12 protein-coding genes are annotated in these 17,229 nt (G+C 72.8%); 9 read left to right on the plus strand and 3 right to left on the minus strand.

What is annotated here, in order from left to right; genetic code table 11:
- Positions 1-124 precede the first annotated feature (124 nt).
- The 4 genes from AC07FY_RS09025 (at position 125) to AC07FY_RS09040 (ending at position 6,516) form a co-directional block, all read left to right on the plus strand.
- On the plus strand, positions 125-2,365 hold the full coding sequence (locus AC07FY_RS09025; protein ID WP_479002687.1) for an MMPL family transporter: 2,241 nt from the start codon (positions 125-127) through the stop codon (positions 2,363-2,365).
- Positions 2,366-2,459: 94 nt separating this feature from the next.
- Positions 2,460-3,029, plus strand: coding sequence for a hypothetical protein (locus AC07FY_RS09030; protein ID WP_479002690.1), 570 nt, complete (start codon positions 2,460-2,462; stop codon positions 3,027-3,029).
- Positions 3,030-3,196: 167 nt separating this feature from the next.
- Positions 3,197-3,367, plus strand: a complete 171-nt coding sequence (locus AC07FY_RS09035) for a hypothetical protein (protein WP_479002692.1) — start codon at positions 3,197-3,199, stop codon at positions 3,365-3,367.
- A gap of 80 nt (positions 3,368-3,447) precedes the next feature.
- Positions 3,448-6,516, plus strand: a complete 3,069-nt coding sequence (locus tag AC07FY_RS09040) for a helix-turn-helix transcriptional regulator (RefSeq protein WP_479002695.1) — start codon at positions 3,448-3,450, stop codon at positions 6,514-6,516.
- Here the strand turns inward: AC07FY_RS09040 and AC07FY_RS09045 are convergent.
- From AC07FY_RS09045 to AC07FY_RS09055, 3 genes are all read right to left on the minus strand, one after another.
- The gene (locus tag AC07FY_RS09045) at positions 6,479-6,667 is read right to left on the minus strand and encodes a DUF6191 domain-containing protein (RefSeq protein WP_479002698.1); all 189 of its coding nucleotides are present in this window, start codon (positions 6,665-6,667) and stop codon (positions 6,479-6,481) included. The two genes, AC07FY_RS09040 and AC07FY_RS09045, sit on opposite strands and share 38 nt — an antisense overlap.
- 34 nt (positions 6,668-6,701) lie before the next feature.
- Positions 6,702-7,937 carry a PQQ-dependent sugar dehydrogenase gene (locus AC07FY_RS09050; protein ID WP_479002701.1) on the minus strand — a complete coding sequence of 412 codons (1,236 nt, stop codon included), beginning with the start codon at positions 7,935-7,937 and terminating at the stop codon, positions 6,702-6,704.
- 117 nt (positions 7,938-8,054) lie between these two features.
- Entirely contained in the window at positions 8,055-9,062 is a 1,008-nt protein-coding gene (locus AC07FY_RS09055; protein WP_479002704.1) for an aldo/keto reductase, read from the minus strand.
- Positions 9,063-9,137: 75 nt separating this feature from the next.
- On the opposite strand from AC07FY_RS09055, the gene AC07FY_RS09060 reads away from it, so the two are divergent.
- The 5 genes from AC07FY_RS09060 to ilvC all read left to right on the plus strand — a co-directional run bounded on the left by AC07FY_RS09060 (position 9,138) and on the right by ilvC (position 16,998).
- A complete protein-coding gene (locus tag AC07FY_RS09060; protein WP_479002707.1) occupies positions 9,138-10,085 on the plus strand; it encodes a 2-hydroxyacid dehydrogenase in 948 nt (315 codons plus the stop codon).
- Positions 10,086-10,363: 278 nt separating this feature from the next.
- Positions 10,364-13,264 (plus strand): putative bifunctional diguanylate cyclase/phosphodiesterase, encoded by a 2,901-nt coding sequence (locus AC07FY_RS09065; RefSeq protein ID WP_479002709.1) that lies wholly within the window; start codon positions 10,364-10,366, stop codon positions 13,262-13,264.
- A 204-nt stretch (positions 13,265-13,468) separates the two neighbouring features.
- On the plus strand, positions 13,469-15,355 hold the full coding sequence (locus AC07FY_RS09070; protein WP_479002712.1) for an acetolactate synthase large subunit: 1,887 nt from the start codon (positions 13,469-13,471) through the stop codon (positions 15,353-15,355).
- Positions 15,356-15,386: 31 nt separating this feature from the next.
- Positions 15,387-15,911: an acetolactate synthase small subunit gene (ilvN, locus tag AC07FY_RS09075; RefSeq protein ID WP_069922074.1), complete on the plus strand. Its 525-nt coding sequence runs from the start codon at positions 15,387-15,389 to the stop codon at positions 15,909-15,911.
- A gap of 85 nt (positions 15,912-15,996) precedes the next feature.
- On the plus strand, positions 15,997-16,998 hold the full coding sequence (gene ilvC / locus AC07FY_RS09080) for a ketol-acid reductoisomerase (protein ID WP_479002715.1): 1,002 nt from the start codon (positions 15,997-15,999) through the stop codon (positions 16,996-16,998).
- The last annotated feature ends 231 nt before the right edge of the window (positions 16,999-17,229 follow it).

Consider the following 17,229-nt stretch of genomic DNA (forward strand, 5'->3'; position numbering starts at 1 on the left):
CGGGGTAGACCATCAGGCCGGGACCCGGGGCGATCCTCCGGGCCTTCGGCCGCGCAGGAGTTCACGCGTTCTTTGCGACGGCCTGTCTCCCGGTGAAGACCCGATCCCCCAGGGAGCACGTTCGTTGGCAGCGATCGCACGGTGGTGCATGCGCCACCGACTCCTCACCGTCCTGATCTGGCTGCTGGCCCTGGGGGGGACCGCGGCGGCCGCGGGGAGCGCCGGAGCCGCGTTCTCCAACGACTACGAGGTCCCCGGCACCGAGTCCGGCAAGGCGCACGACCTGCTGCGCGCGGGCTTCCCCGGCCAGGGCGGCGACACCGGCACCATCGTGTGGCGGACCCCGGAGCAGCAGACGGCCAGGACCCCCGGCGTCGAGCAGCGGATGACCCGCGCGCTCGACGCCGTCGCCGCGCTGCCCGGCGTCGGCTCGGTCGCCGGCCCCTACGGCCCGGGCCCCGACAGCGCCGCCCGGATCAGCGCCGACGGCCGCACCGCCTACGCGGTGGTCACGTTCGACCGCCCGGCCGACGCCGTCCCCAAGTCCCAGGCGAAGGCCGTCGTCGATGCCGCGAAGAACCCGGCCACCGAGAGCGGCGGCCTCCGGGTCGAACTCGGCGGCCGCGCCGTCGCCCTGACCGAAGCCCCCACCGCCCACCTCGCCGAGGTCATCGGCGTCGCCGTCGCCGCCGTCGTCCTCTTCCTGGCCTTCGGCTCGCTCGCGGCGAGCCTGCTGCCCATCGCGACCGCCCTGGTCAGCGTGGGCACCGCGTATTTCGGCATCACCCTGCTCGGCCACGCGATGCCCGTCGCCGACTTCGCCCCGATGCTCGGCACCCTCGTCGGACTCGGCGTCGGCATCGACTACGCGCTGTTCATCGTCACCCGGCACCGCAAGGGCCTGGGCCGGGGGCTCGCGGTCGAGGAGGCCGCGGAGAACGCCGTCGCCACCACCGGCCGGGCCGTCGTCTTCGCCGGGGCCACCGTCTGCATCGCGCTGCTCGGCATGCTGGTGCTGCGCCTGGAGTTCCTGGACGGCGTCGCGGTGGCCGCCTCCCTGACGGTGCTGCTGACGGTCGCCGCCTCGGTCACGCTGCTCCCGGCCCTCCTGTCGGCCATCGGCATGCGGGCCCTCTCGCGCCGTGAACGCCGCAGGCTCGCCGCCGAGGGTCCGCGGCCCGAGCACACCACCGGCTTCGCCGCCCGCTGGTCCGCGTTCGTCGAACGCCACCCCAAACTGCTGGGCGTCATCGCCACCGCGGTCATGCTCGTACTGGCGCTGCCCACGGCCTCCCTCCACCTTGGCACTTCCGACCAGGGCAGCAACCCGGCCGCCTCCACCACCCGCCAGGCCTACGACCTGCTGGCGGAAGGGTTCGGGCCCGGCACGAACGGCCCGCTCACCGTGGTGGCGCGGCTGCACGGCGCGGGCGACCGGCTCGCCGTGGACCGGCTGGCCGACGCGCTCCGCACGACCGGGGGAGTCGCCGCCACCGGTCCCGCGGTCCTCAACCGCGGCGGGGACACCGCCGTCCTCACCGTCGTACCCGACACCGCCCCCCAGTCCCGGGCCACGAGCGAGCTCGTCGACAGGCTCCGCGAGGACGTCATCCCGCGCGCCGTACGCGACAACTCCATGGAGGTCCACGTCGGCGGGGTGACGGCCGGCCACGACGACTTCGCCGAGGTCATCGTCGGCAAGCTGCCCCTCTTCGTGGCGGTGGTCGTCGCCCTGGGCTGCGTGCTCCTGCTGCTGGCCTTCCGGTCCGTCGGCATCCCGGTCAAGGCCGCGGCCATGAACGTCGCCGCCGTGGCCTCCTCCTTCGGCGTCGTCGTGGCGATCTTCCAATGGGGCTGGGGCAGCGAACCGATGGGCCTGGGAGGCGCCGGGCCCATCGAACCCTTCCTGCCCGTGATCATGGTGTCCGTGCTGTTCGGCCTGTCGATGGACTACCAGGTCTTCCTCGTCAGCCGGATGTACGAGGAGTGGCTGGAGACCGGCGACAACCGGCGGGCCGTCCGCGTGGGCCTGGCCGAGACGAGCCGGGTCATCAACTCCGCCGCCGTCATCATGATCGCCGTGTTCCTGGCCTTCGTCCTCAGCGGCGACCGGATCATCGCGATGTTCGGCATCGCGCTCGCCGCGGCCGTGGCCCTCGACGCCTTCGTGCTGCGCACCCTGCTCGTCCCGGCGCTGATGCACCTGCTCGGTGGCGCCAACTGGTGGCTGCCCGCCTGGCTCGACCGGCGGCTGCCCCGCATCAGCATCGAGCCGCCCGACCGGAGCCCGCGTACGCCCCTTCCGGCGCAGCGGCCGGGCGAGGACAGCGCCGAGCCGGCCGGCCCCGTCCCCGTACCGCGCTGACAGCCCGCTCATCGGGCGCCGGCCGGCCCCCGCCGCGGCGGGGGCCGCCGCATTTCTCATCGGACTCTCAGACAGGCCGCCTACGGTGCCCCGCATGGACACCACGAAGCCCCCCGCCGCCAACGCCGCCGAGGCGGACCCCACCCCGGTCGACCTCGAGAAGGCCGAGACCCCCCAGCCCGCCGCGGCCGAGGCCGACGCCGTGCTCGCCGACGGGGACCTCGACGAGGACCCGTTCGGCGAGGACCCGGCCGAGGAGGACCGGCCCGGCCACGTCGGCTCCGCCGCCGCCGCGATCGTCGCCGCGGGTCTGTCCGTCGTCGCCCTCAGCGGCAGCTGGGTCGCCGGCGTCGTGTCCGAGCGCAAGAGCATCACCGGCCGCCTCGACCTGTCCCAGGCCGCCGACGCCAACGCGCAGATCGCCGCCCAGTTCGTCGGCCCGTGGCACACCACCGCCCTGGTCAACGGCATCTTCTCCACCCTCGCCCTGATCATCGCCGTCTTCGTGCTGGCCCTGCCCGCCCTCTCCACCCCCCAGCGCACCCTCCCCGCCTGGGTCCGGTCCGTCTCCTGGGCGGGCGTCGCCCTGGGCGCCCTGGGCATCCTGCTCTTCGTCCTCATGTACTTCGACCTCCTCCTCGCCGTCCCCAAGGCCGCCGGCTAGGCACTGCCTTAGGGTTCCTGAGCCCGTCCGCGGGACCTGCGGCCCTGGACTAAGGCCCCCCGACCCCGGTAGATGCGGCATGCGCCCGATGTGCCGGTACCCCCTGGGACGCGAAGCTCGGAGCACACCGAACGAGGTGCCCGACCGACGCGACCAGGGAGTACGACATGTTCGAGTACGAGATGGCAGCCGCCCGCACCGCCGACCTCATCCGCGAGGCCGCCGCGTACCGCCTGGCCCAGGAGGCCAAGAAGGCGGGCCGCACCGCCTCCTCCCGGGGCCGGGAACCCGAAGGGTCGGTGAGAGGACACCGCGGCCGCTTCACCCGCGCCGCGTGATCCGCGCCGCGAGCCGCGTGAGCTGACGCGTGATGAGAGGCGCACGGATAACGAGTGCCGCCGGACAGGACGTCTGTGCGATGCTCGGCGACGTGGAGACCAGATCTGTCAGCCCGGTGTTCGTCGGCCGAGCCGATGAACTGGCCCTGCTCACCAACGCCCTGACGCGCGCCGCCGACCGGGAGCCGCAGGCGGTGCTCATCGGGGGAGAGGCCGGCGTCGGAAAGACCCGCCTCACCGAGGAGTTCCTCGGCGAAGCCGCCCGCCGCGGCGCCGTGGTCGCCGTCGGAGGCTGTGTGGAGATCGGGGCGGAGGGACTTCCCTTCGCCCCGTTTTCGACTGCCCTGCGCACCCTGCACCGGGAACTCCCCGAGGAACTCGCCGCCGCCGCCGCGGGCCAGGAAGGCGAGCTCGCCCGGATCCTCCCCGAACTCGGCGACACCCCGCGCGGCCCGCACGACGAGGAGAGCACCGCCCGGCTGTTCGAGCTGACGGCCCGGATGCTGGAGCGCCTCGCCGCCGAACGCCTCGTCGTCCTCGTCCTGGAAGACCTGCACTGGGCGGACACCTCCACCCGCCACCTGCTCTCCTACCTCTTCCGCACGCTCGCCGACGGCCGGCTCGTCGTCGTCGCCACCTACCGCGCGGACGACGTCCACCGCCGCCACCCGCTGCGCCCGCTCCTCGCCGAACTGGACCGGATGCGCACGGTCCAGCGCATCGAGCTGCCCCGCTTCAACCGCGCCGAGGTACGCCGCCAGCTCGCCGGCATCCTCGCCTCGCAGCCCGCCGAGGACTTCGTCGACACCGTCTTCGACCGCTCCGACGGCAACGCCTTCTTCGTCGAGGAACTCGTCGCCTCCCGGGCGAGCGGCTGCCGGGCCGGACTCACCGAATCCCTGCGCGACCTGCTCCTCGTCCGTGTCGAGGTCCTCCCCGACGAGGCCCAGCGCGTGGTGCGCATCGTCGCCGAAGGCGGCTCCGCCGTCGAGTACCCGCTGCTGCGCGCCGTCGCCGGACTGGGCGAGGACGAGCTGATCGACGCCCTGCGGGCCGCCGTCGGCGCCAACATCCTGCTCGCCACCACCGACGGCGACGGCTACCGCTTCCGCCACTCGCTGGTCCGCGAGGCCGTGAGCGACGACCTGCTGCCCGGCGAGCGCTCCCGCCTCAACCGCCACTACGCCAAGGCGCTGCAGGCCGACGATTCCCTGATCCGCGCCGAGGAGCGGGTCATCAGGCTGGCCGACCACTGGTACCGGGCGAACGAGCCGGCCGAAGCGCTGCCCGCCGTCCTGGCCGCCTCCGTCGCCGCCCGGCGCCGGCACGCCTACTCCGAGCAGCTCCGCCTCCTGGAGCGCGCCATGGACCTGTGGGACAGCGCCCCGGAGGAGGTCCGCGAGGCGCTGCGCCCGGCGGACGACACCGACGTGTACCCGCCGTGCGGATGCGAGCCCGCCACCACGCCCCTGCAACGGCTCGACCTGCTGGCCGAGGCGACCGTCGCCGCCCGCTACGGCGGGGAGCGGGAACGCGCCCTGAAGATCACCAAGACGGCGCTGAGGACGCTGGAGGACGGCCACGACCCCCTGCGGGCCGCGTGGTTCTGGACCGAACGCTCCCGGCTGGTCGCGGGCCTCGGCCGCAGCGACGGCTGGGAGGAGATCGCCAAGGCCCAGGAGCTCGTCCGGGGGCTGCCCCCGTCCCAGGTGCACGCCGAGGTCCTCGTCCGGGCCGCGGGCTGGGGCATGCTCCACAACCCCGGCCCCGGCAACCTCGAGGCCGCCCGGCGCGCCGTCGCCTACGCGCGGATGGTCGGCGCCGAGGAAGTGGAGCTGAACGCCCGGATCACGGTCGGCTGCCTCCTCACCGAGAGCGGCACCGGCGACGCTGGGCTCGCCGAACTGCGCGCGGTCAAGGACCGGGCCACCGAACTCGGGCTCACGATGCTCGCGGGACGTGCGCATATCAACCTCACCTCTCAACTGGAAAGCCTGGGACGGTCACGGGAAGCGGTGGAGCTGGCCGAAGAGGGGGCGGAACTCGTCGGCAGGTCACGCCTGTTCGACACCGAGGCATGGGTGCGGGGCAACATGGCCGAGAGCCTGTACAGCCTCGGCCGCTGGGACGAGGCCACCGCCGCGGCCCGGCGCACCCTGCTCGTCGGGCAGAGTGCGGCCCCGCGCGGATCCGCCTCCGCACGGCTGGCCTACCTCGCCCTGGCCCGGGGCGAACTGGCGGAGGCGGCCCAGCAGCTCGCCGCCGCCCACGGCCACTTCGGAACCCACGACACCCAGCCCCAGCACCGGATACCGCTCTACCGCCTCGCCGTCGGGATCGCGGCGGGCGAGGGCCGGATCGCCGACGTCCGCTCCGAGACGGCCGCCGCGATCGAGTACGGCTTCCCCCTCGGGCAGCACCGGTACGGCTGGCCCCTGCTCCTGGCGGCCGCGACCGCCGAGGCGGACTCCCGGGGCCTGCCCGCCGCCGACACCGGCCGCGCCGCCGCCCTGGACGTCCTGCGCAGCGCCGCCCGCGCGCTCCCCACCCCCGCCCCGCTGTGGGCCGCCCACGCCGAGTACCTGCGCGCGGAGCTGCTGCGGGCGCAGGAGCGGGACACCGTCGCCGACTGGACCGCGGTGGAAGCGGCCGTCCGTCCGCTGGAGCGCCCCTACCTGCTGGCCCGGGCCCGCCACCGGCTCGCCGAGGCCCTGCTGGCGGCCGGCGGCTGCCGCGACTCGGCCGCCGCCCTGCTCCGCAACGCCCACGCCGTCGCCGACCGGCTCGGCTCGCGCCGGCTGCGCGAGGACCTGGCCCTGCTCGCCCGGCGCGCCCGGCTCCCGCTGATCCCCGCCGCCGCCACGCCCCCCGCCCCGCCCGGACCGGAGGCCGACCCGGTGGAGGCACTCGGCCTGACCAGCCGCGAGCGCGACGTCCTGCGCCTGGTGGCCGCCGGCAGAACCAACCGCAAGATCGCCGAGGAGCTCTTCATCTCCCCGAAGACCGCGAGCGTCCACGTCTCGAACATCCTGGCCAAGCTGGGTGTCGCGGGCCGGGGCGAGGCGGCCGCCCTCGCCCACCGGCTGCGGCTCTTCGCTCCCCGCGGGCCGGTCAGCCCCCGGCCGGAGGCTGCTGCCCGAGGCGTATGAGCACCCGGCCCGAGTCCAGGTCTATCGGCCCCCGTCCCCGGTCCCCGTCATTGACGTCGATCCGGGACAGCTCCAGCCGCTTCTTCTCCTCGTCCGTGTGCTTGCGTCCCGGGTTGAAGAGCTCCTCGATCATGTTGAACACCGCGTCCACCACACCTTTCGCCCCCACGAGGGGCCCATGCCGGTCACCGCACCGTCAGTGTCAGGATCCTGTCGTCGCCCGCTTCCGGCGACCCGCGCCCGTCCGTCTCGCTCGTGACCAGCAGCAGGCGGTCCCCGCCCAGCGGCACCACCGTGCGCAGCCGGCCGTACCTGCCCTCCAGGAAGGCCTCGGGCTCGGCCACCGGCTCCGCCCCGGCCAGCGGGATCCGCCACAACCGGTTCCCCTTGAGCCCCGCCATCCACACGGACCCCTCGGCCCAGGCGATTCCGCTGGGTGAGGCGTCATCCGTCTTCCACACTGCCACCGGGTCCCGCAGGCCCGGTCTGCCGGCCTTCCCCTCGGCCTGCGGCCATCCGTAGTTCGCGCCGGGCTCGATCAGGTTGAGCTCGTCCCAGGCCTTCTGGCCGAACTCGGCCGCCCAGAGCCGTTTGTCCTTGTCCCACGTGAGCCCCTGGACGTTGCGGTGCCCATAGGAGTAGACGACCGAGTCCGGCTCGGGATTGCCGTGCACCGGTTCGCCGTCCGGGGTCATCCGCAGGATCTTGCCGCCCAGCGACTTCCTGTCCTGCGCGAGCCCGGTCTCCCCGGTCTCGCCCGTCCCCGCGTAGAGCATCTTGTCCGGGCCGAAGGCGATCCTGCCGCCGTTGTGGACGAGCCCCTTGGGGATCGACCGGAGCACTGTGTCCGGAGCGCCCAGCTGCTGCCCGGCCGGCCGCTGCTCGTCATAGCGCATCCGGGCGATGCGGTTGTCGGACTCCGTCGTGAAGTACGCGTACACCAGCCGGTCCGAGGCGAAGGAGGGCGACAGGGCGAGACCCAGCAGCCCGCCCTCCCCGCCCGGGGCCACCCCCGGGACCTCGCCGATGGCGGTGACCGCGCCCGAGCCCACCGCGACCCTGCTGATCGTCCCCTTGTCCCGCGAGGCCACCAGCAGGTCGCCGCCCGGCAGCGGAGCGACTCCCCACGGGGACTCCAGGCCCTTGGCGACCTCGCCCGTCACCGTCACCGCGCCCTTCGCCGGCGGAGCCGATGCCTCCGCCGAAGCGGACGCACCCCCCGACGGCCCCGGCGACCCGGTGCCCGCCGCCGGACCCGGTGGAGAGCCGCCCCGCCCGCTTCCCGGCCCGCCCGGCGGGGAACACCCCGCCGCCAGCAGCGCGCCGCACCCGGCCAGCGCCACCGCCGCCAGAGCGCCCCGGCGTCGCGGGACCCCCGCGCCGTACCCCGCCTGCCGCCCGCGCCCGCCTGCATACCGCATGGCCCTGCTCCCTTCCGGTCGTCCGGTCCTGCCCTTCCACCAGACTCAACCGCCGCGACGGTTCCCGAAGTTCCACCCCTCGTACACCCGATCGAGTGGTTGTGGCCGCGGCTCCCGTCAGTCCCAGGCTCCCACCGCGACCGGCAGGGCCGCGATCTCCGCCAGGTCCCCGGCCGTGAGCCGCACCTGCGCCGCCCCCGCGTTCTCCGCCGCCCACCGCGCCCGGTCGGCCCCCGGCACCGGCACCACCTGCGGCCCCTGCGCCAGCACCCACGCCAGCGCCACCTGCGCCGCCGTGACACCCTCCCCGTGCCGCCCGGCCACCCGCCGCAGCCCCGCCACCAGTGCCTGGTTCGAAGCCATCGCGTGCGCCGTGAACCGCGGATGCCGGGCCCGCACGTCCTGCGACTCGAAGCCCTCACCCGGTGTGAGCGTCCCGGTCAGGAACCCGCTGCCCAGCGGCATCGCGGCCAGGACCCCCACACCGCGCGCCGCACACCACGGCAGCAGCTGCCACGCCGCCTCCGGCGACCAGACCGACAGCTCCGCCTGGACCGCGCTCACCGGGAACACCTGCTGCGCCCGCTCCAGGAGCCGCAGCGTCGCCCCGTACGCCCGGTCCCCCCGCCGCCCCGCCCCCGGCCCGGCCCCGGCGCCCAGCGTGCAGAACCCCAGCGCCCGCACCTTGCCCGCGCCCACCAGCTCCGCCATCGCACCCCAGGTCTCCTCCAGCGGCACGTCCGGGTCCACCCGGTGCAGCTGGTAGAGGTCTATGACGTCGGTCCGCAGCCGCCGCAGCGAGGCGTCGCAGGCCCGGCGCAGATAGCCCGGCCGACCGTCGGCCACCACGTGCCGGTCCCCCGCCCGCAGTCCCACCTTGGCCGAGACGAAGGCCTCCGACCGCCGCTGCGCCAGCACCCGCCCCAGCAGCAGCTCGTTGGTGAACGGCCCGTACACATCGGCCGTGTCCAGCAGGTTCGAGCCCAGGTCCAGCGCCGTGTGCACCGCGGCCAGGGACTCCTGCCCCCGCCGCCGCGAGGGCGCGTACGCCCAACTCATCGGCATACAGCCGAGCCCGACGGCGCCCACCGTCAGCGCCCCCGCCCCGATCGACCTGCGCTCCACCCGTGGATCCCCCTCCCGGTCCGCCGCCACCCCGGCCGACGGCCTGCACCGAACGCCTGGCATAGCCTCCTGATCATGACTGTAAAGACCTCCGACGTCTGGCTCCCGTTCCCCGCCGAGGAGATCCACGGCCTGCCCGACACCTTCACGTACCGCCACTGGGACGGGGAGGACGCCTTCCCGGCGGATCCCGCGGCCTGCGTCTTCTACGTCGCCCCGTACATGAAGTCCCCGGCGGTCACCGTCCGCCCGCTGGCCGCCATGCCCGCCGTCCGGGTCGTCCAGACCCTCACCGCCGGCACGGACCACCTCCTCGGGGGACTCGGCGCCCTGCGTCCCGGCGTGCGCCTGTGCAACGCGGCCGGCGTGCACACCGCGAGCACCGCCGAACTCGCCCTCACCCTGACCCTTGCCTCCCTGCGCGGCATCCCCGGCATGGTCCGCGGCCAGGACCGCGAGGAATGGCGGTTCGGGGTCTACGACGCCCTCGCCGACAAGTCCGTACTGATCATCGGCTACGGAGCGATCGGTGCGGCCGTCGAGGACCGGCTCCTGCCCTTCGAATGCGGGCGGATCACCCGTGTCGCACGCTCCGCGCGCACCGCACCGCACGGACCCGTCCACGCCCTGGCCGATCTGCCCGAACTCCTGCCCGGCGCCGACGTGGTGATCCTCACGACCCCGCTCACCGACACCACGCGGGGACTGGCCCGAGCCGAGTTCCTGGGCCGGATGAAGGACGGTGCCCTGCTGGTGAACGTCGCGCGCGGGCCCGTCGTCGACACCCGGTCCCTGCTGGCCGAGACCGAGTCGGGCCGGCTGCGCGCGGCGCTCGACGTCACCGACCCGGAACCGCTGCCCGCCGGCCACCCCCTGTGGCACGCCCCGAACGTCCTGATCACGCCCCATGTCGGCGGCAGCAGCACGGCCTTCGAGCCGAGGGCCAAGCGCATGCTGGCGCGCCAGCTCACCCGCTTCGCCGCCGGGGAGCCGGTCGAGCACACGGTGCTGGTCACGACCTGACCCGCGCGCACGCTCCGCTGTCACCCGGATGCACGCGGTGGGACCAACTCCCCACGTGGTAACGGAGCGTAGAGGAACTATGTCGCTGAGTGACGAAAGTGGTGTATCGTCCGGAAGCAGGGGCCGCGCCGCGTATCTCGGGCGCTGGGGAGTGATCGGACACTTGGGGGGCGACGGGCGATGCACGGCCGATGGGCGAAGGATCCGACGTGGCAGAGCCGCCGGAGGCGACGTTGCCGGGAATGCGCTGCTCCGCAACAAGCGGGCGAGGGGTACCGGTGAGCGCTCCGGGGGCGGCGCTGCTGAACCGCCCGTCGCTCTCGGGCGGTGGCAGGTGCCTGGCCGCGCAACTGCTCCTCGCGGTGGTCTGCGGGGGATACGCGGTCGGCGCCGCCCTCAACTGGGGTTCGGAGGAACTCGCCGAGATCATGGGGGACTTCGGGCTCAGCGCGGCCGGCCTACTGGCCGCGGTCTCCTGCTACTCCTACGCGCGGGCGATCGACAGCCGCGAGCGTCCCGCCTGGCTGCTCTTCGCGTTCTCGTCCCTCATGGGCGCCACCGGCAACGCGGTCTGGGGCTGGTACGAGGTGATCCTCGGGCAGGACGTGCCCAAACCCTCGCTGGCCGACTTCGCCTTCCTGTGCTTCGCCCCGCCGGCCATCGTCGGCCTGCTCGTCCTCGCCAAGCGGCCCGTGAACCGGGCCGGCTGGGTCTGCCTCGGGCTCGACTCCTGGCTCATCGGCGGTTCCCTGCTCACCCTCTCCTGGAGCCTCGCGCTGGCCCACGCGGCGCGGACCGCCCAGTCCGGCGCCCCCGGCAGCGTCCCGCGCGCCGCTCTCTCCCTCGCCTATCCGCTGCTGGACATCGCACTGGTCTCAATGGTCCTGGTCCTGCACTTCCGGCGGTCCGAGACCAACCGCTCCGCCGTCAACACCGCCATCGCCGCGCTCGCCCTGACCGTGCTCAGCGACGCCCTGTTCACCTCGCCGCTGCTGAGCGCGGAGTACCAGTCCGGCCAGCTGCTCGACGCCGGCTGGTTCGCGGGCTCGCTGCTCCTCGCGTACGCGCCCTGGGGCGCCCGGCGCCTGCCGCCCGTGCCGCAGCCCGTCGGCCCGCGGCGGATCGAGAGGCCGCACAACCGCCCCATCACCGGGTCGCTGCCCGCCCTCACCCCCTACCTCGCGGCCGCCGTGTGCACGCTCGGGATCCTCTACAACGTCGTCGACGGCCGGAAGGTCGACCGCGTGGTCGTCTTCACCGGCTGCACCGTCGTACTGGCCCTCGTGATCCGCCAGGGCATCATGCTCATCGACAACATCGCGCTGACCCAGGAGCTGGCCCAGAAGGAGAACCACTTCCGCTCCCTGGTCCAGGGTTCCAGCGACGTCATCATGATCGCGGCGCCCACCGGGACGCTGCGCTACGTCAGCCCCGCCGCCGCCGGGGTCTACGGCCGCGAGGCCGAGGAACTGATCGGCACCGAGCTCGCGACCCTGATCCACCCCGACGACCTCGGCCGGGTGGTCCACGAGGTGCGCCGCTTCCTGGCCGCCCCGCCGGCCGAGGAGCCCACCACCCGCATCGAGTGCCGCTTCAAGTCGGGGGGCGGCGAGTGGCTCAACGTGGAGTCCACCGTCAACCGCCACCAGGGCGGCCTGATCCTCAACAGCCGGGACGTCACCGAGCGGGTCCGGCTCCAGGCGCAGCTCCAGCACAGCGCCGAGCACGATCCGCTGACCGACCTGCCCAACCGGGCCCTGTTCACCCGCCGCGTCCGCCAGGCCCTGACCGGCCGGCGGGCCGGCGACCACAGCTCCGCCGTGCTCTTCATCGACCTCGACGGCTTCAAGGCGGTCAACGACACGATCGGCCACCAGGCCGGGGACGAGCTGCTCGTCGAGGCCGCCCGCAGGCTCCAGGACTCGGTCCGGGCCGGGGACACCGCCGCGCGCCTCGGCGGGGACGAGTTCGCCGCCCTGATCCTCGGCGACGGCAGCCGCGACCGCCGCGCCCGCGAGTGCCAGGTGCACGAGATCGCCGACCGGCTGCGCACCACGCTCTCCCAGCCGTACCGCATCGCGGGCAGTGAGGTCCGGGTCGCCGCCAGCATCGGCGTGGCCTTCGCCGATCCCGGCATCACCCCTTCGGCCCTGATGCGCAACGCGGACCTCGCGATGTACCGGGCCAAGGCCGCCGGCAAGGACCGCGTCGAGTTGTACGCCCCGCAGATGCAGGCCGAGGTGGTGCGCAAGGCCGAGCTGGCGGGGCGGCTGCGGACGGCGCTGCACGAGGGCGAGTTCGCCCTGCTGCACCAGCCCGTGGTCTCGCTGGCCACCGGTGAGGTCTCCGCCGTGGCGGCGCAGGCGCGCTGGCGTTCGGCCCAGGGCATCCTCTTCACCCCGGCGGAGTTCCTCCGGGTGGCCGAGTACAGCGAGGGCGCCGTCGTGGGCGCGGACGCCCCGCCCGCCGTCGCCGCCGGGACCGCCGCCCGCGGCGCCGAGCTCGGGCGCTGGCTGCTGGATCAGGCCGTGGAACAGGCCGCCGACCGGTACCGGGCCGGCCACGACGTGCCGGTGGCCGTCCGGATGACCGCGCAGCGGCTGCTCGACCGCGCCGTGCCCCTGGGCTCCGTGGAGGCGCTGCTGACGCGGCACGGGCTGCCCTCCGGCGCCCTGGTGCTGGAGCTGGCCGTATCCGACCCCAGAGTCCCCTTCGACGAGCTGGAGCGCCGCCTGATGGGCCTGCACCGGCTCGGGGTGGGGATCGCCCTGGACGGCTTCGGCAGCGGCTACGCGGCCATCAGCGCGCTGCGGCGCCTCCCGGTGGACGTGCTGAAGCTGGACCGCGGACTGGTGGAGGGCGTCGAGGAGTCAGCCCGCCTCCACAAGATCACCGCAGGTCTGTTGCGGATCGCAAACGACCTGGGCATGCAGTCGGTGGCCGATGGGGTGGACCTGCCCGAGCAGGTCGCCGCGCTACGCGCCATGGGGTGCACCCACGGCCAAGGGCTGGCCTTCTCCGGGCCGCTCGACGAATACAGGCTGCGGCGTGCGCTCGTGCGCGGTACGTTCCCAGTACCGGGCGGGGCGGTGCAGCCGGCCCTGGCCGGTGGTTCGCCCGGGGGTTCGATGGCCATCCACAGAGGCTCACATAATGAGACGCCCGTCCCACCTACTTGACATCACCCTCCCGCCGGAGGGAGGGTCAGTGCCATGCGCACCCGAATTCTCGTACTTGGAAAGCGCGTCGGCTGAAGCCGGGACCAGCATGTCCCCGCTCAACGCACCCGACGCGCTCCCCTCGCTTGCCTCCTGGCACGAGGGGTTTTTTGTTGCACTGGCACAGAGCCGAATCCGCGTACAACCCTCAGCTTCGAGAAGAGAATGCCGATGACCGAGCAGGCCACCGGGGCCCACCATCCGCAGCCGCGGCCCCGTTCCGGCGGACCGCAGTCCGTCGCAGTTGAGCACGTCACGGGTGCGCAGTCCCTCATCCGCTCTCTCGAAGAGGTGGGGTGCGACACCGTCTTCGGGATCCCGGGCGGCGCCATCCTCCCCGCGTACGACCCGATGATGGACTCCAAGAAGGTCCGTCACATCCTGGTCCGCCACGAGCAGGGGGCCGGCCACGCCGCCACCGGCTACGCGCAGGCCACCGGCAAGGTCGGCGTGTGCATGGCCACCTCCGGCCCGGGTGCCACGAACCTGGTCACCCCGATCGCCGACGCGCACATGGACTCCGTGCCGCTCGTCGCCATCACCGGCCAGGTCTCCTCCAAGGCGATCGGCACCGACGCCTTCCAGGAGGCGGACATCGTCGGCATCACCATGCCGATCACCAAGCACAACTTCCTGGTCACCAGGGCCGAGGACATCCCGCGGACGATCGCGGAGGCCTTCCACATCGCCTCCACCGGCCGCCCGGGCCCGGTCCTGGTCGACATCGCCAAGGACGCCCTGCAGGCGAAGACCACCTTCACCTGGCCGCCCGCCCAGGACCTCCCCGGTTACCGGCCGGTCACCAAGCCGCACGCCAAGCAGATCCGCGAGGCGGCCAAACTGATCTGCCAGGCCAAGCGCCCGGTCCTGTACGTCGGCGGCGGCGTCATGAAGTCCGGCGCGACCGCCGAGCTGAAGGTCCTCGCCGAGCTGACCGGGGTCCCGGTCACCACCACGCTGATGGCGCTCGGCTCCTTCCCCGACAGCCACCCGCTGCACGTCGGCATGCCCGGCATGCACGGCGCGGTCACGGCCGTCACCGCGCTGCAGAAGTCGGACCTGCTGATCGCGCTCGGGACCCGCTTCGACGACCGCGTCACCGGCAAGCTCGACAGCTTCGCCCCGTACGCCAAGATCATCCACGCGGACATCGACCCGGCCGAGATCGGCAAGAACCGCGCGGTCGACGTTCCGATCGTCGGCGACGCCCGCGAGGTCATCGCCGACCTGATCCAGGCCGTCCAGGCCGAGCACACCGAGGGCAACGCCGGGGACTACAGCGCCTGGTGGCGCGACCTCAGCCGCTGGCGCGAGACCTACCCGCTGGGCTACGACCTGCCGGAGGACGGCAGCCTCTCGCCGCAGCAGGTCATCGAGCGGATCGGCGCGCTGGCGCCCAAGGGCACGGTCTTCGCGGCCGGTGTCGGCCAGCACCAGATGTGGGCCTCGCACTTCGTCAAGTACGAGGAGCCCCGCACCTGGCTGAACTCCGGCGGCGCCGGAACCATGGGATATGCGGTCCCGGCCGCGATGGGTGCCAAGGTCGGCATGCCCGAGCGCGCGGTCTGGGCGATCGACGGCGACGGCTGCTTCCAGATGACCAATCAGGAACTGGTCACCTGCGCGCTGAACAACATCCCGATCAAGGTCGCGATCATCAACAACGGCGCACTCGGCATGGTCCGCCAGTGGCAGACCCTGTTCTACAACCAGCGGTATTCCAACACCGTCCTGCACGCGGACGACACCGGCCACGACACCGTCGGCTCCCAGCTCGGCGAGTCCGCCGCACCCCGCAAGGGCACCCGCGTCCCGGACTTCGTCAAGCTGTCCGAGGCCATGGGCTGCGTCGCCCTGCGCTGCGAGGACCCGGCCGATCTCGACAAGGTCATCGCCGAGGCCAATGCGATCAACGACCGTACGGTGGTCATCGACTTCATCGTCCACGAGGACGCCATGGTCTGGCCGATGGTCGCCGCCGGCACCTCCAACGACGAGGTCATGGCAGCCCGGGGCGTCCGTCCCGACTTCGGCGACAACGAAGACGACTGAGCCGAGAGAGCCGAGAGAGAGAACGCCTCACATGTCCAAGCACACGCTCTCCGTCCTGGTCGAGAACACGCCCGGCATCCTGGCCCGGATCGCCGCGCTGTTCTCCCGCCGCGGGTTCAACATCGACTCCCTCGCGGTCGGTGTCACCGAGCACCCCGACATCTCCCGCATCACGATCGTCGTGAACGTCGAGGACCTTCCGCTGGAGCAGGTGACCAAGCAGCTCAACAAGCTGGTCAACGTGCTCAAGATCGTCGAGCTGGAGCCGCACAACGCGATCGAGCGCGAACTCGTCCTGGTGAAGGTCCGGGCCGACAACGAGACCCGCTCGCAGATCGTCGAGATCGTCCAGCTGTTCCGCGCCAAGACCGTCGACGTCTCCCCGGAGGCCGTCACCATCGAGGCCACCGGCGGTACCGACAAGCTCGGCGCCATGCTCAAGATGCTGGAGCCCTTCGGCATCAAGGAGCTCGTGCAGTCCGGCACCATCGCCATAGGGCGCGGCGGACGGTCCATCACGGACCGCAGCCTGCGCGCGCTCGACCGCAGCGCCTGACGTTCGCATCGCGAGACCCAGAAACCCGCCTTCCGTTCCCCGCCGTACGGTGGGAGCAACACCAGCGCACCAAGGAGATATCCCAGTGGCCGAGCTGTTCTACGAGAACGACGCCGACCTGTCCATCATCCAGGGCCGCAAGGTCGCGGTCATCGGTTACGGCAGCCAGGGCCACGCCCACGCGCTGTCGCTCCGTGACTCCGGCGTCGACGTCGTCGTCGGCCTGAAGGAGGGCTCGAAGTCCAAGGCCAAGGCCGAGGAGCAGGGCCTGAAGGTCCTCCCGGTGGCCGAGGCCGCCGCGTGGGCGAACGTCATCATGATCCTCACCCCGGACCCGCTGCAGGCCGAGATCTACGAGGAGTCCATCAAGGACCACCTCCAGGAGGGTGACGCGCTCTTCTTCGGCCACGGCTTCAACGTCCGCTACGGCTTCATCAAGCCCCCGGCCAACGTGGACGTCGCCCTGGTCGCCCCGAAGGGCCCGGGCCACCTGGTCCGCCGCCAGTACGAGGAGGGCCGCGGCGTCCCGTGCATCGCGGCCGTCGAGCAGGACCACTCGGGCAACGCCTTCGCCCTCGCGCTCTCCTACGCGGCCGGCATCGGCGGCACCCGCGCCGGCGTCATCAAGACCACCTTCACCGAGGAGACCGAAACCGACCTGTTCGGTGAGCAGGCCGTCCTCTGCGGTGGCGCCTCCGCCCTGGTCAAGGCCGGTTTCGAGACCCTGACCGAGGCCGGCTACCAGCCGGAGATCGCGTACTTCGAGTGCCTGCACGAGCTGAAGCTCATCGTGGACCTTATGTACGAGGGCGGCCTGGAGAAGATGCGCTGGTCGGTCTCCGAGACCGCCGAGTGGGGCGACTACATCACCGGCCCGCGGATCATCACCGACGCCACCAAGGCGGAGATGAAGAAGGTCCTCGCCGAGATCCAGGACGGCGAGTTCGCCAACACCTGGATGGCCGAGTACAAGGCCGGCCTGCCGAAGTACAACGAGTACAAGAAGGCCGACGAGGAGCACCTGCTCGAGACCACCGGCAAGAAGCTGCGCAAGCTGATGAGCTGGGTCGACAGCAGCGAGAGCTGATCGGGTGCGCGGCGGGGCCGGGACGGTGTTCCGGCCCCGCCGCACACGGCCGCCACGGCCGGGAGATCACCCGGCTTGTCCAAGGCGGCCAACCACGGACGGGTGATCCTTCCGTACAGGCGGAAATCCGGACCCCCGCCGCCACTACACTGCTCAACACATACGCGTCAGGCCCACAGTGTCGTGCGTCTTCCACGCGGCTACCCCTCCACCGCCTGCGGCCGTCGGGAC

It is taken from the genome of Streptomyces sp. NPDC045967 (genome assembly GCF_056430495.1).

Coding starts and splice junctions, on each gene's coding strand:
- AC07FY_RS09030 (WP_479002690.1), top strand. CDS start 2,460: ATGGACACCACGAAGCCCCCCGCCGCCAACGCCGCCGAGGCGGACCCC.
- AC07FY_RS09040 (WP_479002695.1), top strand. CDS start 3,448: ATGCTCGGCGACGTGGAGACCAGATCTGTCAGCCCGGTGTTCGTCGGC.
- AC07FY_RS09060 (WP_479002707.1), top strand. CDS start 9,138: ATGACTGTAAAGACCTCCGACGTCTGGCTCCCGTTCCCCGCCGAGGAG.
- AC07FY_RS09070 (WP_479002712.1), top strand. CDS start 13,469: ATGCCGATGACCGAGCAGGCCACCGGGGCCCACCATCCGCAGCCGCGG.
- AC07FY_RS09050 (WP_479002701.1), bottom strand. CDS start 7,937: ATGCGGTATGCAGGCGGGCGCGGGCGGCAGGCGGGGTACGGCGCGGGG.
- AC07FY_RS09035 (WP_479002692.1), top strand. CDS start 3,197: ATGTTCGAGTACGAGATGGCAGCCGCCCGCACCGCCGACCTCATCCGC.
- ilvN (WP_069922074.1), top strand. CDS start 15,387: ATGTCCAAGCACACGCTCTCCGTCCTGGTCGAGAACACGCCCGGCATC.